Origin of the sequence: Rhizobium oryziradicis, assembly GCF_001939045.1 — a bacterium.
GTDB lineage: Bacteria > Pseudomonadota > Alphaproteobacteria > Rhizobiales > Rhizobiaceae > Allorhizobium > Allorhizobium oryziradicis.
Genome location: NZ_MKIM01000022.1, coordinates 182,237 through 207,207, shown reverse-complemented (window position 1 = coordinate 207,207; position 24,971 = coordinate 182,237). Strand labels below are relative to the sequence as shown.

Annotated in this window: 18 protein-coding genes and 2 pseudogenes; 5 read left to right on the top strand and 15 right to left on the bottom strand. The window is 55.7% G+C overall.

What is annotated here, in order from left to right; all coding sequences use genetic code 11:
* Positions 1-8: 8 nt before the first annotated feature.
* From BJF95_RS04735 to hglS, 3 genes are read right to left on the bottom strand one after another with little or no spacing between them, the layout of a single operon-like run.
* Positions 9-1,241 carry a pyridoxal phosphate-dependent aminotransferase gene (locus tag BJF95_RS04735; protein WP_075638310.1) on the bottom strand — a complete coding sequence of 411 codons (1,233 nt, stop codon included), beginning with the start codon at positions 1,239-1,241 and terminating at the stop codon, positions 9-11.
* Positions 1,242-1,253: 12 nt separating this feature from the next.
* The gene (gene amaB, locus BJF95_RS04730; protein WP_075638309.1) at positions 1,254-2,786 is read right to left on the bottom strand and encodes an L-piperidine-6-carboxylate dehydrogenase; all 1,533 of its coding nucleotides are present in this window, start codon (positions 2,784-2,786) and stop codon (positions 1,254-1,256) included.
* A 24-nt stretch (positions 2,787-2,810) separates the two neighbouring features.
* The gene (gene hglS, locus BJF95_RS04725; RefSeq protein ID WP_083638694.1) at positions 2,811-4,202 is read right to left on the bottom strand and encodes a 2-oxoadipate dioxygenase/decarboxylase HglS; all 1,392 of its coding nucleotides are present in this window, start codon (positions 4,200-4,202) and stop codon (positions 2,811-2,813) included.
* 107 nt (positions 4,203-4,309) lie between these two features.
* Between hglS and BJF95_RS04720 the strand changes: the two genes are divergently transcribed.
* Positions 4,310-5,212: a LysR family transcriptional regulator gene (locus BJF95_RS04720; RefSeq protein WP_175577200.1), complete on the top strand. Its 903-nt coding sequence runs from the start codon at positions 4,310-4,312 to the stop codon at positions 5,210-5,212.
* A gap of 146 nt (positions 5,213-5,358) precedes the next feature.
* On the opposite strand, the gene BJF95_RS04715 is transcribed toward BJF95_RS04720, so the two are convergent.
* From BJF95_RS04715 to BJF95_RS04690, 6 genes are read right to left on the bottom strand one after another with little or no spacing between them, the layout of a single operon-like run.
* Entirely contained in the window at positions 5,359-6,399 is a 1,041-nt protein-coding gene (locus BJF95_RS04715; RefSeq protein ID WP_075638306.1) for a LacI family DNA-binding transcriptional regulator, read from the bottom strand.
* Positions 6,386-8,797, bottom strand: a complete 2,412-nt coding sequence (locus tag BJF95_RS04710) for a glycosyl hydrolase family 95 catalytic domain-containing protein (RefSeq protein ID WP_075638305.1) — start codon at positions 8,795-8,797, stop codon at positions 6,386-6,388. Before BJF95_RS04710 ends, BJF95_RS04715 begins: the two co-directional genes overlap by 14 nt.
* 4 nt (positions 8,798-8,801) lie before the next feature.
* Positions 8,802-9,629, bottom strand: coding sequence for a carbohydrate ABC transporter permease (locus BJF95_RS04705; protein ID WP_075638304.1), 828 nt, complete (start codon positions 9,627-9,629; stop codon positions 8,802-8,804).
* Positions 9,626-10,519: a carbohydrate ABC transporter permease gene (locus BJF95_RS04700; RefSeq protein ID WP_075638303.1), complete on the bottom strand. Its 894-nt coding sequence runs from the start codon at positions 10,517-10,519 to the stop codon at positions 9,626-9,628. The genes BJF95_RS04705 and BJF95_RS04700 overlap by 4 nt, the downstream gene beginning before the upstream one ends.
* A gap of 54 nt (positions 10,520-10,573) precedes the next feature.
* Positions 10,574-11,869: an ABC transporter substrate-binding protein gene (locus tag BJF95_RS04695; protein WP_075638302.1), complete on the bottom strand. Its 1,296-nt coding sequence runs from the start codon at positions 11,867-11,869 to the stop codon at positions 10,574-10,576.
* Between the two features lie 41 nt (positions 11,870-11,910).
* The gene (locus tag BJF95_RS04690) at positions 11,911-12,981 is read right to left on the bottom strand and encodes an ABC transporter ATP-binding protein (protein WP_075638301.1); all 1,071 of its coding nucleotides are present in this window, start codon (positions 12,979-12,981) and stop codon (positions 11,911-11,913) included.
* A gap of 724 nt (positions 12,982-13,705) precedes the next feature.
* Between BJF95_RS04690 and BJF95_RS04685 the strand changes: the two genes are divergently transcribed.
* On the top strand, positions 13,706-16,780 hold the full coding sequence (locus BJF95_RS04685) for an autotransporter domain-containing protein (RefSeq protein WP_175577198.1): 3,075 nt from the start codon (positions 13,706-13,708) through the stop codon (positions 16,778-16,780).
* Positions 16,781-17,039: 259 nt separating this feature from the next.
* Here the strand turns inward: BJF95_RS04685 and BJF95_RS04680 are convergent, their stop codons facing one another.
* Positions 17,040-17,291, bottom strand: coding sequence for a transposase (locus BJF95_RS04680; RefSeq protein ID WP_075638299.1), 252 nt, complete (start codon positions 17,289-17,291; stop codon positions 17,040-17,042).
* Between the two features lie 167 nt (positions 17,292-17,458).
* On the opposite strand from BJF95_RS04680, the pseudogene BJF95_RS24620 reads away from it, so the two are divergent.
* A pseudogene (locus BJF95_RS24620) lies at positions 17,459-17,671 on the top strand (glutathione binding-like protein); the annotation flags it as partial.
* Between the two features lie 120 nt (positions 17,672-17,791).
* On the opposite strand, the gene BJF95_RS04670 reads toward BJF95_RS24620, so the two are convergent.
* The 5 genes from BJF95_RS04670 to BJF95_RS04650 all read right to left on the bottom strand — a co-directional run bounded on the left by BJF95_RS04670 (position 17,792) and on the right by BJF95_RS04650 (position 23,660).
* Complete coding sequence (locus tag BJF95_RS04670) at positions 17,792-18,640, bottom strand: fumarylacetoacetate hydrolase family protein (protein WP_075638297.1); 849 nt, start codon at positions 18,638-18,640, stop codon at positions 17,792-17,794.
* A 98-nt stretch (positions 18,641-18,738) separates the two neighbouring features.
* Entirely contained in the window at positions 18,739-20,061 is a 1,323-nt protein-coding gene (locus BJF95_RS04665; RefSeq protein WP_075638296.1) for an MFS transporter, read from the bottom strand.
* Between the two features lie 51 nt (positions 20,062-20,112).
* Entirely contained in the window at positions 20,113-21,690 is a 1,578-nt protein-coding gene (gene mhpA, locus BJF95_RS04660) for a bifunctional 3-(3-hydroxy-phenyl)propionate/3-hydroxycinnamic acid hydroxylase MhpA (protein ID WP_083638698.1), read from the bottom strand.
* Positions 21,691-21,718: 28 nt separating this feature from the next.
* Positions 21,719-22,612 carry a VOC family protein gene (locus BJF95_RS04655; protein WP_075638295.1) on the bottom strand — a complete coding sequence of 298 codons (894 nt, stop codon included), beginning with the start codon at positions 22,610-22,612 and terminating at the stop codon, positions 21,719-21,721.
* On the bottom strand, positions 22,605-23,660 hold the full coding sequence (locus BJF95_RS04650) for an amidohydrolase family protein (RefSeq protein WP_083638697.1): 1,056 nt from the start codon (positions 23,658-23,660) through the stop codon (positions 22,605-22,607). Before BJF95_RS04650 ends, BJF95_RS04655 begins: the two co-directional genes overlap by 8 nt.
* 125 nt (positions 23,661-23,785) lie before the next feature.
* Between BJF95_RS04650 and BJF95_RS04645 the strand changes: the two genes are divergently transcribed.
* Together BJF95_RS04645 and BJF95_RS04640 are read left to right on the top strand one after the other, a co-directional pair.
* Positions 23,786-24,499 carry a GntR family transcriptional regulator gene (locus tag BJF95_RS04645; RefSeq protein ID WP_075638293.1) on the top strand — a complete coding sequence of 238 codons (714 nt, stop codon included), beginning with the start codon at positions 23,786-23,788 and terminating at the stop codon, positions 24,497-24,499.
* Between the two features lie 227 nt (positions 24,500-24,726).
* Positions 24,727-24,915, top strand: a pseudogene (locus BJF95_RS04640) (DDE-type integrase/transposase/recombinase); the annotation flags it as partial.
* Positions 24,916-24,971: the final 56 nt, after the last annotated feature.

The window sequence follows — 24,971 nt, the reverse complement described above, 5'->3', positions numbered from 1 at the left end:
ACAGTCTGTTATTTCAGGTCCGCACAGGCTTTTTCAATGCGGTCCAATGCCTGTATCAGTTCCGCCTCGGAAGTGGCATAGGAAATGCGAAAGAAGGGCGAAAGACCAAATGCCGAGCCGGGAACCACGGCAACATGCGCCTCTTCCAGCAGATAATCGGTAAAATCTGCATCGCTCAGCAAGGTTTTGCCCTTGGGCGTCACCTTGTTCAACACACCTGCACAGCCGGAAAAAGTGTAGAACGCTCCTTCTGGCGTGCGGCAATCGAGGCCGGTAATGGCATTCAGGCGGCTTACCACCAGATCACGGCGGCGCTTGAAGCTCTCTTGCCTGTCCTTCAAAAAGTCCTGAGGGCCGTTCAAAGCCGTAATCGCTGCCGCTTGGCTGACAGAACAGGGGCAGGACGTTGCCTGACTTTGAATAACCGCCATGGCTTTGATGAGTGCCTTCGGGCCACCGGCATAACCAATGCGCCAGCCGGTCATGGCATAGGCTTTCGACACACCATTGATGGTGAGTGTGCGGCTTTTCAGGCGTGGTTCCAATGCTGCCGGGGTGACGAAATCAAAGCCGTCATAGATGATATGCTCATACATATCATCCACCATCAGCCAGACATGCGGATGGCGCAACAACACCTCAATCAACGGCTGATAATCGGCGGCGCTATAGGCGGCACCCGATGGATTGGAGGGAGAATTCAGCAGCACCCAGCGAGTTTTCGACGTGATCGCTTTTTCGAGCTGTTCGGCCTGAAGACGAAAGCCAGCCTCGGCAGAGCAGGGCACCAGAACCGATGTGCCGCCGCACACTTCGACAATATCGGAATAGGAGGTCCAATAGGGCGTGGGGATGATCACCTCATCGCCTGCATCAATGGTGGCCATGAAGGCGTTGAACAGGATCTGCTTTGCGCCCGTGCCAACGGTGATTTCATCCACAGCGTAATCCACGCCGTTTTCGCGGGCAAATTTGGCAGAGATTGCCTGTTTCAACGCAGGCGAGCCATCCAGCGCGGTATATTTGGTTTCACCGGCATCGATAGCGGCTTTCGCCGCCTGTTTGATGTGGTCTGGCGTGTCGAAATCGGGCTCGCCAGCGCCGAGGATAATCACCGGCAGGCCTTCGCGCTTCATCAAAGCGGCCTTGGCCCCAATTTGCAGGATCTTGGACACACCAACAGAGGCGATCCGTGAGGCGGGCCGAAAACCCGCCTCTTCCACTTTTACCGTGATGGTCATGGCTCTTTTGCCTTATTCGATATCAAAGGACACGCCCTGCGCCAGCGGCAGGGAGGTGGAATAGTTCACCGTGTTGGTGGCGCGACGCATATAGGCCTTCCAGGCATCGGAGCCGGATTCACGACCGCCACCGGTTTCCTTTTCGCCGCCAAAGGCACCGCCAATTTCCGCACCGGATGTGCCGATGTTAACATTGGCGATACCGCAATCCGAGCCATCTGCTGAGAGGAAGCGCTCAGCCTCACGCATATTCAGCGTGAAGATGGAGGAGGAGAGACCAGCCCCAACCGCATTGTGATCAGCCAGAACAGCGTCGAAATCGCTGTATTTCAACACGTACAGAATGGGCGCAAAGGTTTCTTCCAAAACCGGGCCTGTGTGGTCAGGCATTTCGACCAGCGCCGGTTTGACGTAATAGGCGTCAGCGCTGCCTGTATCCACCCGCTCACCACCATGCACGGTGCCACCATGGGTCTTGGCTTCACTCAGCGCCTTTTGCATGGCATCAAACGCTATTTTGTCGATCAGCGGACCAACCAGCGCTTTGCCTTCCAAAGGATTGCCAACGGAAACGCTGGCATAGGCCTTTTTCAAACGCGGCAAGAGCTGATCATAAACGCTGTCATGCACAAAAAGACGGCGCAGCGTGGTGCAGCGCTGACCAGCTGTGCCCATGGCACCAAAGGCAATGGCGCGCAGTGCCATATCAAGATCGGCAGAGGGGCAAACGATGCCGCCATTGTTGCCGCCCAGTTCCAGAATCGCGCGGGCAAAACGCTTGGCAAGACGTGGTCCAACCTCGCGGCCCATGCGGGTGGAACCTGTGGCAGAAACCAATGCCACCTTGGCATGGTCCACCAGCACTTCGCCAATCATGCGGTCGCCAATCAACACCTGTGTCAGCGCTTCTGGCGCATCACCAAAACGCTTGATGGCGCGGTTCATCACGGCCTGAGCCGCCAGCGCCGTCAGGGGCGTCTTTTCAGACGGTTTCCACACAACGCTATTGCCGCACACCAATGCCAGCGCCGTATTCCACGCCCAAACGGCCACGGGAAAGTTGAAGGCAGAGATGACGCCAATCACGCCCAGCGGATGCCAGGTTTCCATCATGCGGTGTCCGGGGCGCTCAGTAGCTATGGTCAGGCCGTAAAGCTGGCGGGAAAGGCCAACTGCGAAATCGCAAATGTCGATCATTTCCTGCACTTCGCCCAAGCCTTCGGACGGAATCTTGCCCGCTTCGATGGACACAAGACGGCCAAGATCCGCCTTGGCGGCGCGCAGTTCCTCGCCAAACAGGCGTACCAACTCGCCGCGCTTTGGCGCAGGCGTCAGCCGCCATTCACGAAAGGCCACATCGGCGCGGTCAATGATTGCTGTTGCCTCCGATGCCGAAACGCTTTTCAGACTTGCAACTTGCTCGCCGGTGATGGGGGAAAACGACTTGAGATCGCCGCCGGTATAGGCAGCCTTGTCCACACCGAGACGGTCCAGAATGGCAACCGCTTCAGCGGTGATGGATGCGGGCTTTGCTGCGATGGTCATAAAATGGTCTCCAAAAAGTGTCCGTTATTCGGCGGCGGTCTGCCGGGAAAAGGCGGCAAGGCAGGCATCCAGCGATGCCTGTTCAATGCCAGCATAGTGATCAAATTCGTTTAGCACCTTCGCGCCGAGATCGGTCTCGAAGCGCTGTTGATTGGGGCTTGCGACAAAATCCTGCTGTGCGCCATCACCCAGATTGGATTGGAAGATACCAGCCGCACTGACTGGCAGAAAGTCTTCGTAAACAATTGGATCAAAGCCGATATAGCCGTCTGCAATAAGCTGTTCCGCATCAAGCGAGGCTGGTAAGTCTTTTGATGCCTTGTCTGTCAGGTAGTAGCTGAAATAGCCAAGCCCTTCTGCGCGGATTGCGGCCCAATCATCCGGGAAGGCCTGGAACACATCCAAAAGCGCCGCTTCATAGGCATCCGCATTGGAGCCATCGGCGGCAGGCCGCACGATCTTGCGCGTATCATTCAGCAGCGTGTCATAAAGCGCTCGGCCCTTCGGCGTCAGCGCCACACCGCGCTGCTCGATCTCGCCGAAACGGGCCGTGTGGGTGCCCGTTTGCCAGCCGCCCTGGCCATCCTTGAAGGAGACCCGCTCCTCCAGCGCCTTGAACGAGGTCTGGCGCAACAGGATCGGACATTTGCGCGTCGGCGGGCCTTCAACCACGGCCTTTGGCGCAATGCCGTAATCGGGCATCTTCGCCTGCACTTTATCGATGTCGAGCGTGCGGGGTGTCAAATGGTTGATATGCGGACCCTTGAACGACACCACATCGGCAATCAGCCGATGCGCGTCATGCAGGCGATGATACATCGAAAGCTCAACATTCGCCTTGTCGTGCCAACGGAAGGTTTCCAACACTTCCGAAACGAAGCGGGCGGCGTCCTGTTCTTGCAATCCATCGTCTGCCTCTGCCTTTTCGGCCAGCGCAATCGCGCCGTCTGTAAAGATCTGGCGGTGAGCAAGAATAGCGGCAGCTTCAGTCCGAAGTGCTTCATCTGCAATGAGATCAAGACGCAGCAGCGAGGTAAAGACCCGGAAGGGATTGCGCTTCAACGCCGCCTCGCCAACGGGGCGAAAGGCAGTGGAATGCACAGGCACGCCCGCCTCGGACAGATCATAATAGCCAACCGGATACATGCCCATGACAGCAAAGATGCGGCGCATCATGGCCAGTTCTTCGGCCGTTCCCAAACGGATAGCCCCGTGGCGCTCTTCGGAGATACGCTCCAGCGTGTCGGTGGCATCGAGTCTTGCCTTCAGCTGCGGCTGTTCGGCCAGTGTTTCATCATTGATCCTCGCCACGAGCTCCATGAGCGTGCCATAGGCAGGCACTTCATCACGATACATTGCAGACATAGCGCTGGAAAACCGGGCGCGAATGTCATCGGGAGAAATCTTGTTCGACATGGTGGTTACTTTCTCGAAATCATGCAATATCATTCTAAACACGCACTATAGTCGAGATCAACTGGCTTATGTTGTGAAGAATTTAGCTAAGTTGATGCGGAAACGGAATAACTATGCGCCGAAGCCTGATCCCCGATTTCGTCAATCTGCAAGCGTTTGAATGCGCCGCACGCCACCAAAATTTTTCAAGAGCCGCTGAAGAGCTGCATCTGACGCAAAGTGCAATAAGCCGACAAGTCGCTGAGTTGGAAACTCAGACGGGCCTCAAGCTGTTTGAGCGGATACGCCAGCGGGTGGTCCTATCAGAAGCAGGCCAGCGGCTTTTGCCTGAGGTGAAGCAGCTGCTCATACAGTCGGAACGACTGATGATTGGCGCTGTCGCGACGGGGCGCATGAACGCAAACCTGCGTATTGCCACCCTTCCAACCTTTGGCGCAAAATGGCTGGTGCCAAGGCTTGGCCGTTTTTTGCACAGCCACGCCGATGTCGCGCTGTCGATTGAATCGCGTTCGAGCCCTTTTAGCTTCGCTGAGGAAAATTTCGACCTCGCAATCCATTTCGGACAACCCGCTTGGGCTAATGCAACATGCAGTTTCCTTTGCAATGAAACCGTGGTGCCAGTAGCAAGCCCTGGACACTTGAAAAATTACGCAACGCAACCAGCACTGGATGTGTTTGAGCGCGCTCCGCTTTTGCACCTCAACACCCGCCCGAAACTGTGGTCCGATTGGTCGCTACACCATAAAATTGTTCTGCCGCACGCTTTTGAAGGTTTGCGTTTCGACCAGTTCTCAATGCTGACATCTGCAGCAATAGCGGGACTTGGAGTGGCGCTGCTGCCGACCTACCTGATCGAAGAGGAACTTGCATCCGGCACACTGGCGCTCGTCGCTGATCTGCCGATTTCCACTGAGAACGCTTATTATATCGTGCGGCCTGACACCAAGCAAACGCAACCCATCGCAAAGGATTTCGAGACATGGCTCCTGACTGAACTGGTCACGGGCTAGATGCGACAGGTATTCGGCTGGAAACCGGTCATGAAAGGGTCGCTGGTGAAATCATTCTGTCCGCCGGCACCTATGTCAATCCCGCTATCCTGATGCGCTTTACCGAGGCCTACTGCACGAACGGGCTTTCCAACCTATCAAAATGTTCAACCGGATCGCTGGATTGGTGGTGCAGATGAACCACGGATGATCAGTTCCACGTCAACGAAGGCGCGCGTTGGGCTGCGGAGCTTTGCGCGATTCACATAAAGGTGGTCGATGTGATCGACGATCCGCTTCGCTGGCATGCTGAGCGCATCGATACCAGGGCCAACCAGCCCAAACGTATCGCAATCTCCGAAACTGATTATCGAGAGCTCACGAGGTACAACAATACCGCGTTCGCGCACCAGATCGAGCAGACCGAGGGCACTGAGATAGGAGGCGCAGACGATTGCCGTTGGAGGATCCTCTCCATCCAGCAACTCCATGCCAGCGAAATAGCCGGTCTGGCGGGACCATTCATGGCCAACGACAAGTGTTTCATCGACGCCGGGTCCGTCGCGCATGGCGCGCATATAGCCCTCAAGTCGGCCTTCGCCGGAGCTATGGTCTGGCCGACCAGCGATTAAACCAATTCGGGTATGACCAAGGCCTAGCAAGTGATCGACTGCCTTTTGCATGCCAATGGCATCATTGAACAGGACTCTGTCACAGGCGAGTTCCGGTATGTCGTTGTTGAAGAGAATGATATGCGTATCGAGGCCCTTTAGAAGCGGAGACCCCTGCATGGCGGTAAAATCGCCTGAGGCGACCAGTGCCTCAATGCGGTGCTCCTCAAAAAATTTGAGTGCTTGGACCATGGTTTCAGAACTACCATCATGGGTGAGTGGCAAGACGGTACGCCCACGCGATTGCATCCGAGCCGTTAACCCCGCCAGAATGGTGATCTGCAACTCATCATATGAGGACACTAAAAAGCCAATCATGCGGCTTGCCTCTTTGCGGATGGTCGCCGCCGCAACATTCTTGACAAATCCCAACTCTTCAATGGCAGTTTCGATGCGGGTCTGGCTAGACATGCGGATTGGCCTGCCGTTGAGGAAACGTGAGACCGTTCCAACCGCGACATCTGCCGTATGCGCCACATCGTGGATCGTCGGCTTACGTTGCCGCTCCGGCTTTAGACCGGACTCAGCCTTTGGCATCAGTATCTTTCTCCTTCACGCGGCCGTCTGAAGCCCTGACAATATGCGTCTCTTCGTTAGCCTTAAGGCTCAACAGGAGCAATTCACCTTGCAGCCTGAACTGACGAGTTTGCCCGATTTCACTTCTAATGCGCAACTCTTCAAGCACGCCGTTATGCCATTGCATGTCGATCTCAATCTGCCCACGGCATCTTAAACCACGAATCTCACCAGCTTTCCAAGCTGGTGGCAGGGCGGGCAACAGAACGATTTCGTCAGATTGGCTTTGCACCAGCATTTCAACGACAGCCCCGGTATAACCAAAGTTTGCGTCGATGTTGAATGGTGGGCACGCGGTGAGAAGGTTTGGATAAAGGCCACCGCCCATATCGGCCTGCAACTCGATCGCAGGATCGACGGAGTTGAAGAGGTGGCCAATATTTCTGTACGCCATATCGGCCCGGCCCAACCGCGCCCAGAGAGCAATTTTCCACGCAAACGACCAGCCTGTGCCGGTATCGCCTCGCTCCTCAAGCACTCTTGCGGCGGCATCGGCCAACTGTGGCGTTTTCTCAGGAGAAATCTCGCTGCCGGGAAAGACACCGTAAAGATGCGATACATGGCGATGTGGATGTTCTGCCTGTGGCAAGTCTTCGCGCCATTCGAGAAGCTGCCCGTCTTTGGCGATGCCGTAGGCTGGCAATCTCGGTAGGGCGGCTGCGGCTGCCACCGTAACCGGGTCTTGTGACAGACCCAGCACAGCTGCCGCTTGTACGATCGTTGAGAAAAATTCTCTCAGGATCGCGATATCCATTGTTGCACCAATGCTCAGCGCATGTCGCCGTCCGTCGGCCAGGAAATAGCTGTTTTCGGGCGATGTCGATGGCGCTGTTGTCAAGCTGCCGTCGGGCAATGCGATGACCCAGTCGAGGTAGAATTCTGCAGCGCTACGCAGGACTGGCCAGGCGGTATCGCGTAGAAACTGCTCGTCGGCACCATACAGATAATGCTGCCAGAAATGCTGGCATAGCCATGCCCCGCCCATGTTCCACATCCCGTAGCGGATGGGAAAGTCATAGGCCCGCCCGTTCAATGCGCCGATTGGCGTGGTCTGGTAGCGCCCATCCACCTGGTGATGCGCCACCCAGCCGTGCATGCCATAGTGTATGGTAGCGGTGCGCTGTCCGGCAATGCTGAGATTTGTAATGAAATCAAAAAGCGGCAAGTGACATTCCGCCAGATTGCAAGGTTCAGCCGGCCAGTAATTCATCTGAAGATTGATATTGATCGTGTAGTTCGACCACCAGGGCGGCTGCACGCGGTCGTTCCAAATGCCTTGCAGGTTGATCGCGCGCGCACCGGGCCGGCTGGCGGAAATCATCAGGTAGCGCCCATAGTTGAAGAGCAGGGCTTCCAACCCCGGATCGTGGTCTCCATCGGTCTTGCGGCGCAATCGCTCGTCGGTTGGCAGTCTGGCGCGCTCCGGATCGCTTTCAAGCTTGAGAGATGCCCGATCATACAGTGCCCTATGGGCATCGATATGCCGTTCCAAAAGCGCCGGGAAGCCCTTTTGTTCTGCACTTTCAAGCCTTTTTTGGCAATCCAGCACGAGGGCCTCGACGTCGTTGCCGACGGCGGTCGCAACCAGCAGTGAGAAATCGCCAGTCACAGCCAAACCGTAATCGTCCGTACGCAGGTCTCCTTGAACCACGCGCACGGCGGTAAGACACCGCAAAGGCGGCTCCTCTTCATAGAAGATGTTTTCACTGCAGCGGACACGGTCGTCGACCCCGGGCCAGTCGACCATCGAAGGCGCATCGGCGACGACGATGAGGTCACGACCGATCTGCTGTTGCGTATGGCGCGTCTTGGACGATAGCGAAAGAGCGGTCGCCGCCATATCGGGAGCCTCGAATTCGGCCCGCAGCACGAAAACCTGATCCGCGAACGAGGAAAACGCGCGACGGTGGACCTGGCCGAGATGCGCCGCACGATACTCGACCTCAGCCACGGCGGTGCGCAGATCAAGCCGGCGGGCATAATCGCAGACCGTCTGATGTTTCCAATCGATTGTGAGATCTGCGGCAGGAAGATAGGGCTGGTTGAAGTCGGTCAGGAGCTTCTGCTCCACCAGCGCTTCGGCACCCGCAACATCGTTGTCAAACAGGCGGCGACGCACCTCGGCCAGGACGACAGGACCCATGACCGCTGGAGCTGGGGCTTCGCGCCCTGCCCAGAACCTGTCATCGTTAAGGCAAATGACATCCTCACCCGTACCGCCGCTGATCATCGCGCCGAGCCGACCGTTGCCCAGGGGCAGAGCCTCGTTGAAATTGCGCCCCGGCGCATTATACCGCAATATGTGAAACTCATCGTCGAGGGATCGCCGATGGTTGGAAAGCTTGATTTCGCTCTGCATCCATTCACTCCTTGACGCCGCCCGTGGTCAACCCTTGCGTGATGAAACGCAGACCGAACAGCACGACCAGAAGGGCAGGAACAGCAAGCATCACCAGGCTTGCATTGTAGCGCCCGATGCCGGTTGGGGTTGCCCCAAGAACCTCCTTGAACCGCAGTACGGCCTGGGCTGCTGTGGTTTGGTGGACATCGGAGAGGAAGAGCGAGGGTAGCAAAAAATCTTGCAACGACCACATGATCGACAAGGCACCCAGATTGACCAATGCGGGCTTGCTGAGCGGCACGAAGATGTCCACGAAGACGCGGAAATGTGAAGCTCCGTCCATCAGCGCCGCTTCGATCAGCGTGCGCGGAAGACTTTCGGCGTAGTTTCGCACCAGCAGCACGCCAAACGGCAAGGTCATGGCTGCTTCCGGCAGCGCCACGCCAATCAGCGTATCGCGCAGGTTGGCTTCCCTCGTAATGAAAAACAACGGGATCAGAATGGAGGTCAGCGGCACAGCCATGAAGATGAGAACGCATTGGTATAGAAATTCACGACCGCGGAACTCAAAGAAGGTAAACCCGTAGCCGGCCAGTGCCGAAATGGTGACGACCACAAGAGCATGCATCAAGGCTATGGCAAAGGAGTTCATGTATGTGCGCAACAGCGACACGCCACCGATATCCTGTGTCAGCACGTCGATGAAGTTTTGCAAACCATTGAACGCGAAGCCGCGTGAAACCGCAGCGATGAGGGGCAGTGCCCAGAGTATTGCCAACACGACAAGAAAGGCTGTCATTGCAAACTTTTCATGGCGGCGGCGATAGAGCATGTCATGGCTTGCGTTCATTGGTGCTGATCCTTGCGTGAAAACTGCGAATGCAGGCCAGACAGGATCAGCGTGATCAAAAGCGTGGCGACCGCCGCTGCCGAGCCATATCCGACGTTCGCGCCGGACGTGGAGAAGGTGTAGACATAGGTGCCGGTGATCTCAGTCGCTCCGGCTGGCCCACCACCCGTGGAGAAAAACACGATATCGAAGGCGCGAAAGCTGGTGAGCATGGTTGAGACGATGATCGTCCTGTGGGTTCCCTTCATGATGGGAAACAGGATTTCCACGAAGAGACGCCACGTACCCGCACCATCAATGACAGCTGATTCAATCAGCGACGTGTTGATCGTGCTGAGATTTGCCGTGTAGTAGAGCACCGGCAGGCCAATAATGTAAACGAAAAGGATGATGACAACACCATAGGCGAGTGTCGGGTCGATCAGCCAGTTCTGCGCCATCCAGCCCAGTCCGATATCGGACAGGAGCACGTTGACCAAGCCGAAACGGGTTTCCAGGATGGTGCGGAAGACCGAGGCAACCAGAGACAGGGGCATCAGCGCCGGTAACAGGAAGATCGTATACAGCAGGGTTCTCGCCCGCCAAGTCGCTGAAAGCGTTACGGCGATGAAAAAGCCGATGGTCAAGGCCGCGCCCACGCTGACGCAGGCAAAGATGATATTGTTGAGAAAGGCCTTCAGAAAGCGCGGATCGCTCAACAGAAGCTCGAAGTTCTGCATACCGACCCACTTGCCATTGACAAGCGCCAACGAGATCCGCTGCAAGCTGGTATAAAGCAGAAAACCTGTAGAGAACACGTAGTAGACCGCAAAGACAAGTGCGAGCGGGCCAAAAAACAACACAGCTTCAAGAGGTCGAAGCCTGTGTATGATCGACTTCTGCTTAGACATGATGGTCCTCGGAAAAATTGCCCCTTGCCAGTGGCGGCGTCGGGGCATCTGGCATCACATGGCGTTTGAATAGCGTCCGCTTTCCCATTCACCCTGTAAATATTTCAGCTGTTCTTGAGACGGTGTGCCTGATGTGATTGACTTGATCAGCGCATCTCCGACGACATTCGAGAAATCCGAGACATTGTTCCGGTCGCTCGAAGCATTGAGCAGCAGATCGGCCACGACACTATAATCCTTGGCGGTCTGATCATTCGAGAAAATGCTCTTCGGCAGCACATAAGCCTGCTTGGATGGCACCACGAACAAGGTGTCGTCCCACTGTGATACGCCTTCGCCTGATGTCATGAACTGAAGGAACTTTATCGCCTCGGCCTTGTGCTTGGAATTCTTCGGCACGGCGAGTCCGACTTCGATGAAGCTGCGAATGGCAGGTTTGCCACCTTCCAGCATGACCGGCAGCGGCGATACGGTGACATTGTCGAGTTTTACGCCGTTTGCCTTGCGGAAGGGGGCGGATAGAGTGCCCATTTCCCACGTGCCCTGAAGGAACATCACTGCCTTGCCTTGCTGGAAGAGTTCCACGGACCGACCGTAATCCAGATCGAGCATGTCTTTGCCGAAAATGCCATCCTTGAAAAGGCTCACTGTCGCATCAAAACCGGCTTTGGCTTCAGTCGAGTCGAATCTGCCGCCTTTGTTGTAGCGCAGCTTATTGAACCAACCTTGCGAGCCTTGCTCGATGATGGTGTCGCAGATCTCGTCAAGGAACCAGTTCGCGCCGGTGAAGGCCACCGGGACGAGATCGGGCCGCTTTTCCTTGACTGTCTTGACGAAGGCCGCCAGCTCGGCCCGGTCCTTGGGAACCGTCAAGCCAAGTTCCTTCATCAGATCGAGGTTGTAGTAGGCGACGACCGATCCAAGCGTACCCATCGGCGCGATGTACAACTTTCCATCTCCAGACAGACGCTTTGCCTGATCAATCGTCTTGGCCGTCAATTGCCTATCGATCGGAGCCGAGCCATATTGGTTGTAAAGCTCAGGCAGCGGCTCGAGATAATCCTTGACCTGCGCGACCATGCTGCTCGTCTGTACTGCCGCAACATCTACCGGATCACCCGAGGATAGTGCCAGCGGCAGGCGCTTCTGATAGGCAGTCGATTCCAGGAACGTCAGCTTGACGTCTATATTCGGGTTCGCCTTCTCGAAGGCTGAAACCATCTTGTCAACAACCGGCGCAGGCGGTGCCCATGTCCATACGTTGATCACCGTCTTATCTGCCGCAACCGCCCAAGAGGCGCATGAGGCGGCGAGTGAAAGCGTGAAGGCTGCAAGTTTTCTGATATGCACGATGTTTCCTCCCCAAAAGTGCATGGCGCCTATGGAACCTCTTATGGTTCTTGCAGCGCGGGCTCTATACGCGATCCCGATTGATCAAACAGGTGTATGCGAGACAACGGTAGCCAGATCCCAAGGCGTTGCCCTTCAAGCGCGCGCGCGTTGTCGCGCTTTCTCGCGATGATCGACAATTCTGGCTCACCATGTCCTGTCGAAGCTCTCAGGTGAAGGATGGAATCTGCGCCAAGGGTTTCGACGAGCGAAACTGTGCAATCGAACTGGAACCCTGGCCTATCGCCTTCGGCATCGAAAACAATATCTTCTGGCCGCACGCCAACATGGACAACATCCGGCCGTAACGAGCAGACTGAGGCAGGCAGATCAACGGCCCTGAACACATTCATCGGCGGTGCGCCGATGAATGTGGCAACGAAGAGATTGGCCGGTCGATCATAGACCTCCTGCGGCGGCCCGATCTGTTGAACCCGCCCGGCGTTCATGATCACCACCCGGTCGGCCATTGTCATCGCCTCGATCTGGTCGTGGGTGACATAGAGAGTGGTGATTCCCAGTCGCCGCTGTAGACCGGCGATTTCAACGCGCATATGCATGCGCAGCCGGGCATCGAGATTGGACAAAGGCTCGTCCATCAGAAAGATTTTCGGATTGCGCATCAATGCGCGTCCCATGGCAACGCGCTGGCGCTGACCACCCGACAAGGCGGCAGGCTTTCGCTCCAGAAGGGTGCCAAGTTCAAGAAGCGCGGCGATCTCGTCGGCCCGTTTGGCCCTTGCCTCGCGCCCAATACCGCGCAGCTTCAGTGGATATTCAAGATTGGCCCGAACAGTCATGTGCGGATAGAGCGCATAATTTTGAAAGACCATGGCAATGTCACGATCACGCGGATGCTTATCCTGCATTGCTTCGCCATCTATGACGAGGCTTCCAGCTGAAATTGGCTCCAGGCCTGCGATCATACGCAAGAGCGTGGTCTTGCCGCAGCCGGACGGGCCCAGCAGAGCAATAAACTCACCTTTTTTGACACAGAGGTCAACGGAATTGACCGCTGTGTGAATATTCCCGAAACGTTTACTCACGCCGTGAAGGCGAACGAATTCTCCCACCGCATTGCCTCCTCTTACTCCATCTTTAGTAAGAATTAAAATGATATCGATGTCAACTAAGAAAGTAATTATGATATTTCATGATTTCAAATCTTGAGGCAGACAAGCGGCAATTAAAGGCTCTGGTGCCGCCAAACCCTGCCGATGAGAACCTCACAGAGCGCCATTCTGCATGATAATTGATGTGCTCATGCGTATCAATTCAACCAGAACGAAAATTGGCACCAACGCCTTTTGTTCCTGCTGGCAAAAAAATGTCATCGATATCAACAAAAAACGACACGTGATATTTATGCATCACATCTCGGAGCGGAATGAGGCATCATGCCATTGACTGAAAAGCACCCAATTGGCTGATTTTCCATAGCCTGATTGAGGTTACCCCGAAAGCGAGGGGGCTGGAGCAGTCGAACGCGCTCATCCAGAAGATGTCTACCGCGCCGATTTACAAGTAAAAAAATAAATTTTTTACACGCATAAATATACATAGATAGTTATTCTTCATAAATTTTAAAAAAATCACGTCACAAATCCTTTATATCGAAATGCAATCAGCAAACTTGAATCATTACCAAAGGAGCTGATTGCAATGAGTGGAAATATAAATTATAAAAATGAAATATTATTAATAATAATGAAATGCGATTTAGAAAATGGAGTTTTTTAAATGAAATATGAATTTTCATTTAAATCTATACTTCATTTTTCGCTTTTGGCGACAACAATGCTTGTTTCGCCTAAGGCTCACGCACAGTCAGCGCCGACGCCGCTATGGTATAGCAATCAACTTCGGGTCCTTGAGCAATTTTCGGTGCTGGGCAACACAGCCGAAGGGAGGGCAGCGCTAACGGCAAATTTGCAAACTGGCATCGCCATCAACAATGCTGTGAGCCAGGCGCAAGCACAGCAGGCGATTTATGACGCGACACCCTATTCCAACGGCACAAATCTTGCCGATGGGCTCGGAACGCGGCTTGGCGCTGCCTACAAAAAGCTGAACCCGGACAATAGAGACGGCAGTTCGGGGTATTTCTCAACAGATATGAGGAATCTGTTTGAGTATAATTATGGTCTGGTGGCCGATACCAAGAGCTTCTTCGCAACAGGAACCCGTGGTGGCAAGCCTATCACAGACGTTTCTTTGCCGTATGGCGGCGTTTTCGATCTCTATGACAAGTTCTACAATCCTGCCAATCCAAGTCCCAATGGTAATTCAAGGCCTTTTATTGACGCTCCCAACAGCTACAAGGCATTCAGCGGCGTCGATTATTATGGCAATCCGATGACAAGCCAGAAACTGTGGGCTGATGCCTACAAGAGCCCATCCTTCCCAAGTGGCCACACACGCTACGCTGTCGCAACATCGACCTTGATGGGAATCATGGTGCCTGAGCGCTTCCAGGAAATGATTACCCGCGGCTCGGAACTCGCCAATGCCCGTATCGTTCTGGGTCTGCACTCACCGATCGATGTTATCGCCGGGCGTATCAGCGGACTTTATGAACTCGTCACGCTGCTCAATAACAACCCGGAAGTCCTCGGTTTATCGGGAGTATCGAGTGGTGCGCCGGTTTCGGATTTTGCTGGCCTTGCAACGTCGGCAACTGGGCAACTGCGCGCTGCCCTTGCCAGCGAATGCGGAGGAGCAATCAGCAACTGCATTGAGGCGGATAATGCCGACCCAACCTATCGCTTCGGCAATGCGGCGCAAAACAAGGCGGATTTCACCTTTCGCCTCACCTACGGCCTTCCCGCCGTTGGTTCAACACATCTCGCGCCGGTCGTCCCAACGGGTGCCGAAGTCCTTCTGGCAACACGGTTTCCATATCTGAATGCCACCCAGCGGCGTGACGTGCTGGCTTCGACCGAAATTGCCTCCGGAGGGCCGATGGATGGTGTAACGGATCCGCAATTTGCCGGTTATGATCGTTTGAACCTCTATGCCGCCGCCGATGGTTATGGGGCCTTTACACATGACGTTTCCATTACGATGAATGCGTCCAAGGGGGGGTATAATGCCGCGGACAGCTGGAAAAACGACATTTCCGGTGCAGGTGGCCTAACGCTGAACGGCACTGGTCATCTGACGCTGACCGGCAACGACACCTATGCCGGCCCAACGACCATCAATGGTGGCAAATTGGAAATTGCGGGCTCCATGACCTCTGCGACAACCGTCAACGCCGGCGGAATGCTGGCCGGTACAGGCAAGGTCGGAACTGTGACGGTCGCCTCCGGCGGTACGCTTGCACCGGGAGCAACCACCGCTGTTGGAACCATGACGGTCAATGGTACGCTTTCGATGGCCTCAGGTTCAACTCTGTCCATTCGCGCCATGTCTGCAGCCAACGACCGCGTGGTGGCAACGGGGGCGGTCACACTCGGGGGTGGCACGGTCTCCGTGGCCGCTGGCAACGGCGTGTTCGATCGCGCGACCCGCTATACCATTGTGACCGGCAACAGCCTGTCAGGGCGCTTTGACCAGGCTTTGACCAATCTGGCCTTTTTGACGCCCTACCTGAGCTATGACGCCAAAAATGCCTATCTGAACCTCAATCGCAATGACGTGTCCTATTCAACCTTTGGCACAAACGGAAATCAGCGTGCTGTCGGCCTTGCACTTGATGCGGCATCCCGTGGCGCAACCAGCCCAAATGGGGCACTGCTGCTGTCAGCCTTCAACCAATTGACGGCGCAACAATCCCAAGCGGCACTGGCGATGATATCCGGGGCAGGTTCTGGCGCAGAGGTTACCAGCAATATCAATACGACTTCAACCATCTCCGCGCTTGCCAGCGACAATTCAGCAAATTGGGTCGCAACCGATGAGGATCGCGATGCAGCACCGGTCACCCCCGTGCTCGGCTATGCCGAGGAGACAAAGAAAACCGATCCATTTCCCTCGATTGTGAAAGCTTCACAGGGCCAATCCACCCTTGCGCCGACCGGTCGCGCCTGGATCTCGGCCCTCGGGGGCGGCGTCAATCGTTACGCCGACGATACCTCGGGAGCACCCCATGCGAACGGCTCTTTCGGTGGAGGGCTTGGCGGCATCGATTATCAGGTTTCTCCCAATGTGCTGATCGGTGCGGCTGTGGGCGAAACGTCGTCTCGTTCCCATGCGGATGGAGTCGGTGCCTCGGGTGATGCAACGGGTCTGCATATCGCTGCTTATTCGTCGCTGCGGTTTGATCGATCCTATATCACCTTGTCTGAGACCTTCAGCCACTTCGACAACGACACGTCACGTGGCGTCGAAGGCTTCGGGCTTTTGGGCTCGGAACATCTCTCGGCATCCTTTGCCTCCAGCGAATGGCGCACGCGTGTCGAAGGTGGACATTCTTTCGACGTGGAACGCAACCTCACCTTGACGCCGTTTGCCGCAGTCGAATATGCGTCCTATCGGACGAACGGCTATTCGGAGCGCAGCTCTGCGCCCTCCAGCGCCTTTGTTCTGAGCTTTGCCGACAGGACAACAATTTCTCTGCCAGTCTCGGTCGGATTGCGCACATCGGGAAGTTTCAGCCTTGACGATTCTTGGACTGTTGCACCTACGGCCTCCGCCGCCTATGTGCACGAGTTCAAACCAGCCCGTGACATGACAGCATCTCTTGCCGCTATCCCGGCGAATGCTTTTACAATGTCCGGACCTCGCGCCGCTGAGGACAGCGCAGACCTGCGCCTTGGCTTGACCTTTGCCTCGAAGAGTGGCCTGTCACTTTCGGGCGAACTAAAGGGTTCCTTCTCCTCGGCCTCGACAGCCATCGGCGCAAAGGCTTCGCTCAAATATAGCTGGTAATGGCAGCATGAAGCCGGTCCGAAAAGATGCGCGCTACCGATAGACCGTGACAACGAACGATCCCAACTTTTCGCAAGTTGGGGTCTTCAATAAAAGGTTTGCAGTATGCCAGCTTGTTAAGCCGCGAAGCTGATAGCTCTGTGGCATCGTCACACCTTGATTTTGCGTTTGTTTTGCAGCCACGCACCCGCACCAAAGACTCTCAAGCCGGTGCTGTCCTCCACCAGATGAACCGGCCCCGATGCTCTGGTTCCTGGCCTCATTGAGGGCAATACCAACCTCTATCCCGGCGCGACAGGGCCGAGAAAGCTGGAACGGCTATTTCAACGCCCATCAGCGCCGCGATACTGCGCATCAGGCCCTGGGTTTGGCGCAAAGGCAGATCGTAAACAGTACGCACGTCGAGACACATGGCAATTGCCATGCTTGAATATTTCGGCTGACCACCACGCGACGCCCTCAGCGACGCCGACCACTCAGAAAGAGGCGCATCGCTCACCCAGACCGTCATATCACTGCACCGTCTCAGGTTCTCATTATACGTCGGCCATTCTCCATCTTTTCCAGCCCCGCGTTGAAAGCTCTGAAGAATTGGACATCGCTCTTCGTAAATTTTCGCGCCCATTGAGCGAGCTGGACAAGCATCTTTAGGACAAACATCTTCAAGACGGGCATCTTCAGGACAGGCAGTTTATGCTTGGCGAGCGTTTTACCGTGGCTGATCTCAATGTCGCCGCAGTCATGCATCTCATTCCAATCGCCGGTATCGACATTTCATCTTGGCCTGCAATGGCGCGATGGCTCGAAACATGTTTGTCTAGAGTCTGTCAGGCTCATATTAAACCAGACAGACTCTCGATCAGGTTCGTTTTGGCCGCGCCGTGTGTTTGAAAAAACCACGGCGTGGTCATATTATAGCGAACCTTTCTGCACTGTATTCTTGGGTTTCATCGGGTTTCAGTCAAAGACTGAAACCCGAACTCGTAACGGACGGAAAGCGCAGGGCCAGCGTTAAGCGGCCTCATCCACAATCGGATTGCGCAGGATTCCGAGCTTGTCGATTTCTACTTCAACAACATCGCCGGGCTTCATCCATAGGGGTGGAGTGCGCTTGGCACCAACGCCGCCGGGAGTGCCGCTGACGATAACGTCTCCGGCTTCGAGCCGAGTGAAGCTGGAGCAATATTCGATCTGGCGGGCGATGTCGAAAATCATCTGGCCAAAAGTAGCGTCCTGCACCACAGTGCCGTTCAGGCGCGTTTGCAGGCGCAGATCATCCAGCGGTCCGATTTCGTCCGGTGTCATCATCCAAGGCCCGAAGGCACCCGTGTCGGGGAAATTCTTGCCCGGTGTGAACTGGTGGGTATGGCGCTGAAAGTCACGAATACTGCCGTCATTGTAGCAGGCATAGCCGGCCACATGGCTCATCGCGTCTTCCCTTGAAATATAGCGTCCGGGTTTGCCGATAATCACGGCCAACTCGCCTTCATAATCAAGGTCCGTGGACACTTTTGGCCGGATGATCGGCTGGAGATGGCCCGTCTGGCTGTTGGCGTAGCGGGCGAAAATGGTGGGATTTTCCACTTCCGTGCGTCCGGTTTCCTTGCGGTGGGTTTCATAGTTCAGCCCGACGCAGAGGATTTTGTCCGGATTGCCAATGACCGGCAACCATGTCACGGCGCTCAATGGCGTTGCCACCGCAGAGGCAATGGCGTCGGTCACGCCGTCAAAATTTGCGCTTACGGCGGCCTTGAGGTCAGCATAGCGGGCTTTGAGAACCGTGCCGACATCCAGAAATTCATCGCCCTTGACGACGCCCCACGTCGTCTTTCCGGCAATGGACACTGTGGATAATCTCATAATGCGTCTCCTGTCATGAGAGGGGTGGAAGCCCTTAGAGTTTGTCAGGGAAAAGTGGAATTCGGTTTTCCCGAAAAGACAAACTCAAACAAAGGACTCTAGGCTTCCTGTGTTCGTGTGGAAAAGCGGGTGATCTGGCCAAAGCGCGCGATGGTGCGCTCGGGGAAAATAAGGGCAAAGGCCGAGACAGCACCGATCAGCAGAATGCCTGCGGTAAACAGCATGGCGTTATCATAGCCTTGGGTGAGATGATCGGGACCTGCGGCCTGCACAATCATGCCGGTTACGGCATTGGAGGCGAGGCCGGAAATGGCGTTGGCGGAGTAGATTACGACAATCAACCGGCCACGCTGAACGGCGGGGGCAATAGCGCCAAGCGTGATTGGCCCGTAAATCGTTGTCAGGCTCGGGGCTGCGAAGGCAATGGCCACCAGCGCCAGCTGCAAAGCACCGCTGGTATAGACGGAACCAACCAGCGCCAACCCCGCGATCAGAAGGGCATAGCCGGAGGCACTGCCAAGGGTGGTGCGCTTGCTGACGCCTTTTTGCAACATGCGCTGCGCAACCCATGAACCAAGCAGCAGAAGCGGTGACTGGAAAACATAGACGGCAGAGATGATTGAGCCGGTTTGGCCTTGGGAATAACCAAGCCCCTGTTGCAGGAAGGGCGGCAGCCATGTGGCTGACATGCCGACAATCCAATAGGACATGGTGGACATGATGATCACGCCGATGACGGTGGGATCAAGCCACAGATTACGGGCGGGCACAGGCGCTTGATCACTGACAACGGCCCCCTTGTGATCAGCCTTGTGATCGGCCTTGTGATCTTCTTTGGCATACGGGCCTTCGCCACCCACCATCAACCAGCAGGCAATCCACACCAGACCAATCACGCCGCAAAACAGGAAGCCAGACCGCCAGCCATGATTGACGATGATATAGGTGAGGATCGGTCCGCCCGCCAAAAGGCCGACGCTGATGCCCTGCACCACAATGGCGCTTGGCACGCTGCGCCTTTGCGGATGAAACCAGTTTTGGCAGGCGTGCAGCGCGGTTGGCAGGCCGGGGCCTTCGCCGAGACCCAGCAGAATGCGGCAGCCGATCAAAACCGTGATGGAACTGCTGAAGAAAATCGGAATCTGCGAAACCGACCAGATGAGCGCAAGAATCACCAAAATCCATTTCACCGGAATGCGGCCAATCACAAACAGCCCGACAAGCACACCGGAAATGGAAAACAGCAGAAAGAAGCTGCTGCCAATCAGGCCGAATTGCTGGGGGCTAATTCCCAATTCTGTCATCATCGGCACGGCGGAGAGACCAAAGACCAATTTGTCGAAAAAATTCAACGTCTGGAACAGAAAAAGCATCAGCAGGACCATATAAGGTCTCAAAGTGCCCGGTGTTGTTTCGGTCATGATTTCCTCCCAGAACCGATGAAATGAAAATTGTGGAATGGAGCGCGCCGGTCAGGCGAGGCGCGTTTGCAGGTCGTCTAACTGTTGGCGAAGGGCGGCAATGTCGGCGGCTCCCGCAAAGACGTAGTGGTCGGGCCGAACAAGGGCGGCGATCACGCCATGGCGATCGAACCAGTGGGCCAGAATGCCATCCTTTTCCTCCAGAGCACCGTTAATCACCAAGGGGGAGCCAGCAGGCACAATGGCGCAAACCGTGATGCCGTGTGCTTCCTGCGCCAGCGTGCGAACCTCTTCAATGGAGATTTTCCGGCCATCGAGCAACAACCGCCAGTCATTGCCAATCAGGCGGTCCATTAGAACCGTTTCGCCATTGGTGACGATGGCTGGTTGCGGAAACAAAAGGCCACGCCCCGGTGTGCCGTCTGCGCCAATCAAGCCTTCCTCAATCGGCGGTACAATTTCCTGACGGGTGATCGTCAGCGGCTGGCCGCCACCCTCGGCAATAATGCGAGCATCACGCTCGGCGGCGGCGGTTGGGTCGCGCTCGCAGATCACCTGGCCGATGGCCTTGATCTTGCCGGTCAAGGTGCGAACATGGCGTTTGCGCTCAACGGTGTAGCTTTCCAGAAGCGTGTCCGAAGATTGCCCTTTCAGAACCCGGTCCAGCTTCCAGACAAGGTTGGACACATCCCGAAGCCCCTGACACATGCCTTGACCGATGAAGGGTGGTTGCTGATGGGCGGCATCGCCTGCAATGATCACCCGCCCGCGTCGCCAGTCATCGGCCACCAAGGCATGGAAACGGTAGGAGGCAGCGCGCCACAAATCGCCATCGTCCGGTGAAAGCCATGGCGAGAGAAGCCGCCAGACATTCTCCGGCTTTTCCATCTCGCGCCCCTCTTCGCCCGGTAGCAGCATGATTTCCCAGCGGCGATGATTGTTCGGGCCAATGATAAAGCTGGTCGGACGGGCTGGATTGCAAAATTGCACTGAGGTTTGCGGCAGTTTTGCAAGGGCTTCGTCATGGACCTGCACATCCACCACCAGCCACGGCTCGTCAAACACCAGATCTTCCAGCACGATGCCGGCAAGCTGGCGCACGGTGCTGGAGGCACCATCACAGCCAATGGCATATTTGGCGGCCACATTGCGCACGGTACCATCACTGCTGCGCAAGGTGGCAACAACCTCATCGCCGGTGTCGGTGAGGTCTATTAATTCGGTGCCAAGCTCAATGGTCACAGTGTCCAGGCTGGCAGCATGGCGGCGCAATACCTGTTCCACCGGCGGCTGGGTAAAGACCATGCTGGGCGTATAGCCGAGCGGGTAAGGTTCCGGCACCATATCAATGCGGCGGATCAACTGGCCTTGCGCGCCATAATGCTGAGAGGCGGTGAAGGGTGCCACGAAGGGCAAAACATCATCGGCAATGCCCATATTGTCGAAATGCCGCAGAATTTCGTGGTCCACGGCAATGGCGCGGGGTTTTTCATAAATGCCGGTCATGCGGTCAATCACCAGCGTGGAATGGCCGCGCTGGCCAAACATGCTGGCCGCAACCGCGCCAGCCGGACCAAAGCCGACAATCAGCACATCATAACGGTTTGTGATTTCGTGTTTGGTGTTCACGGAAAAATGCCTCTGCAATGGATAAGGATCACGCACCAGTAAAGCCGATGGAAAGCTGGGCTTTTTTGCAGGCCTCGCTCTTGGGCGGAGCAATGCCCCAGTGATCGGTACGGCCTGGTGGCCAGACCCATTCATCCGGGCCTTTGAAGCGGTAATTGTCATCCACCTGCAAAACCTCGGCGGTGTATTCCACCACCACGCCGGTCGGATCGACAAAATAGGCAAAGACATTATCGCCGGGACCGTGCCGCCCAACGCCCCAGCCAATCGAATGGCCGTGATCCACCACCCGACCCGAGGCACGCATGACGGATTCAAGGTCTGGCATCAAAAAGGCAATGTGGTTGAGGCCATTCACAGGCGCTTCGGCCAGCACCACGGCATGGTGATCATCATTGCAGCGCAGGAAAGCCATCATTTTCGAGCGATCTGTGAGCTGGAAACCCAGAACATTCTGATAGAAGGATGAGAGCGCTTCGATCTGGCTGCTGTTGATGTTCACATGCGCCAGGCGCTGCACCTGATTGGCAATGGCTTTGCCCTCTTTGCGCAGATCACCATGCACGAATTCAATCACAGACCCTTGTGGCTCACGCACCACAAACCTCTGCCCCCCAGAGGGGGCGTCGGCCGGACCAAGTGGGCGCATGACAGTGCAGCCAGCGGCTTCACATTTTTTAAAAAGCGCCGTGAGATGGTCTGGAGATGTAGCCCGAAACGTGACCTTGCGAAGCTCGGCCTTGTCACCCGCCTTCAATTCCAGCACATGAAAATCATCGCCGGAGGCCGCGAGATACACTTTGCCGCCGGTTTCAGCGGCGACGCTCAGGCCCCAGACCCGGGTGTAAAAATCAACCGATCCGCTCAGATCAGGTGTGGACAGCTCAACGCTGCGCAGGGCGCTGACAGGAAAATTATGCATTTGTCGTCTCCTCAACAGCCATGAACGTCAGGGCATTGGCGAATGTCAGACGCTCCCGTGTCGCGTCATCGGCAAAGGCGGCTTCAACGCTTGCCAAGGGTGTTTTATCTCGAAAATTAAAGGGATAATCAGTGCCCAGCATCACCTTGTCCTCGCCGAACACCGAGACAACCCGGCGCAACGTGTCTGCATCAAACACCAGCGTATCGGCATAGAGACGGCGCGCCTGCACGGAAGGCGGTTCAACCAGCGCCTCCTTGAGGGCCGGAAAGGTGGAATATCCCTGCTCCAGCCGGGGAAGAAGCGATGCCAGCGTACCACCGCCGTGGCTGAAAGCGATGCGCAGGTGCGGAAACAGCGACAAAAGATTGCCGGTAATCACCGATGCTGCCGCCAGACCCACATCGGTGGGATAGGCAAGCACCTGCTGCAAAGGAGCGGGGCCAACCAGACGGTCCATGCCCGCAGGCCGAACGGCGTGGACAAAAATGGCCGCACCCAGCTTTTCGGCTTCGGCGAAAAATGGATGAAAACGCGGATCGCCAATCGGAATGCCATTGATATTGCTGCCGATTTCAACACCTTGGAAGCCAAGTTCCATGATGCGATGCAGTTCAACAATCGAGCGGTCAATATCCTGAAGTGGAACGCCGCCGAGACCCACAAAACGTCCTTTACCCTCACTCATCAAAGCTGCAATCACGTCATTGACATGGCGGGTCAGGTGATCGGCGGCATCAGCGTCGATCCAATAACCGAACAGCTCTGGCATGGGCGAAAGCGCCTGAATCTGGATGCCAGCCTTGTCCATGTCTTCAATGCGGCGTTCTGCCACCCAGCAGGCATCATTGATGGTGCGGTAAGGCTTGTCATCGATCACCACGGTGGCATGGCAATCGACCACGGCTGTCATTGATGGCCAGCCCTTCAATGTTTTGCCACCGGGTGCGGCCGGAAAGCTGGACGGTACCACATGGCAGTGAACGTCTATGCCCGTGCATCCGCAGCCTCGCCGGTAAAGGCGCGGCATTCTCCCTGTTTCAGCCATCACATCCTCCATCACTGGAGCAGAGTCGTAATATACAAAATTCGCCTCGTAAAGACGAAATTTATAAATTTTATTTGTTGTGTGAGTGTGTATATAAATAAGCGACTGCGATCATCGGGATTTTCATGAACGTCGATTTTATCAACAAAGGGGCAGAAAGCCCGGCAACGCTTGCCACCAATGTTTACGAGCGGCTGAAGGCGGATATTCTTTCCACCGCACTTGAGCCTGGGCGCAAGTTGCAATTGCGCTTTCTGATGCAGCACTATGAGGCTGGGCAAACCCCTTTGCGGGAGGCGCTCAATCGGCTCTCCACCGAAGATCTTGTGATCGGCAAGGAACAACGTGGTTTCTTCGTGAAACCGATCAGTCTGGAAGAATTGCGCGAACTGACCAAGACCCGCTGTTGGGTGGAAGGGCTGGCACTGCGTGAATCCATGGCGAATAGCTCACCGCAATGGGAAGAGTCTTTGGTCATTGCCCATCACCGGCTGGAACGCATGCCGCGTTCGCTCCATCCCGATCACTTCGAGGATAACCCGCAATGGGAACGGCTTCACCGGGCGTTTCATGCGCTGCTGATCGGCGGTTGCGGTTCGCGCCCACTGATCAGCTTTTGTGAACAGCTTGCGGATCGTCTTTACCGCTACCGCGCCCTGTCCATTCGCAAGGCCTTTCGCGAACGCAAGGTCAACGATGAGCACACGCGCATCCTGAAAGCTGTGCTGGATCGCGATGTGGCTGAAGCAGTTGACTTGCTTCAACAACATTATGAGCGCACCGCCGTTATTATAGAGAACGATCTTCAGCACACGGACACGACAGTTGTTCGAGAGTGAAAGTGATGCGCTTGCTGCGGCAAATTTGCCAGTCAACGGCCCCTGAACATGAAAGGGGCACAGGGCATCGTAACGTTAACCAGACATCGATCAAAATGTAGGATCTGGCTTCATGACCAGATCTAGCCGTGATCCCTTTTATCGTCGCCGCCGATTTCCCGCCGAAATGGCATTTTGATGAGGTTGTCATCGCCATCGGTGGAAGGAAACACCGGCTTTGGTGCGGCGTTGAGTATCGTTCTCACAAGGGATTGAACAATCAGGCGGAAAACTCTCATCAGCCCGTCCGACGACGGGAGAGGATTATGAAGCGCTTCAAGTCAACACGACATCTTCAGCGTTTCGTTTCCATCCATGACCCGACCACCAACCTTTTTCACATTCTCCACCACGATATTCCAAGCAATCACCATTGAGATCTTCGAACAGCTGCCATGCAAGCATGGCACCAAATCGCGCAGCTTCACGCGCA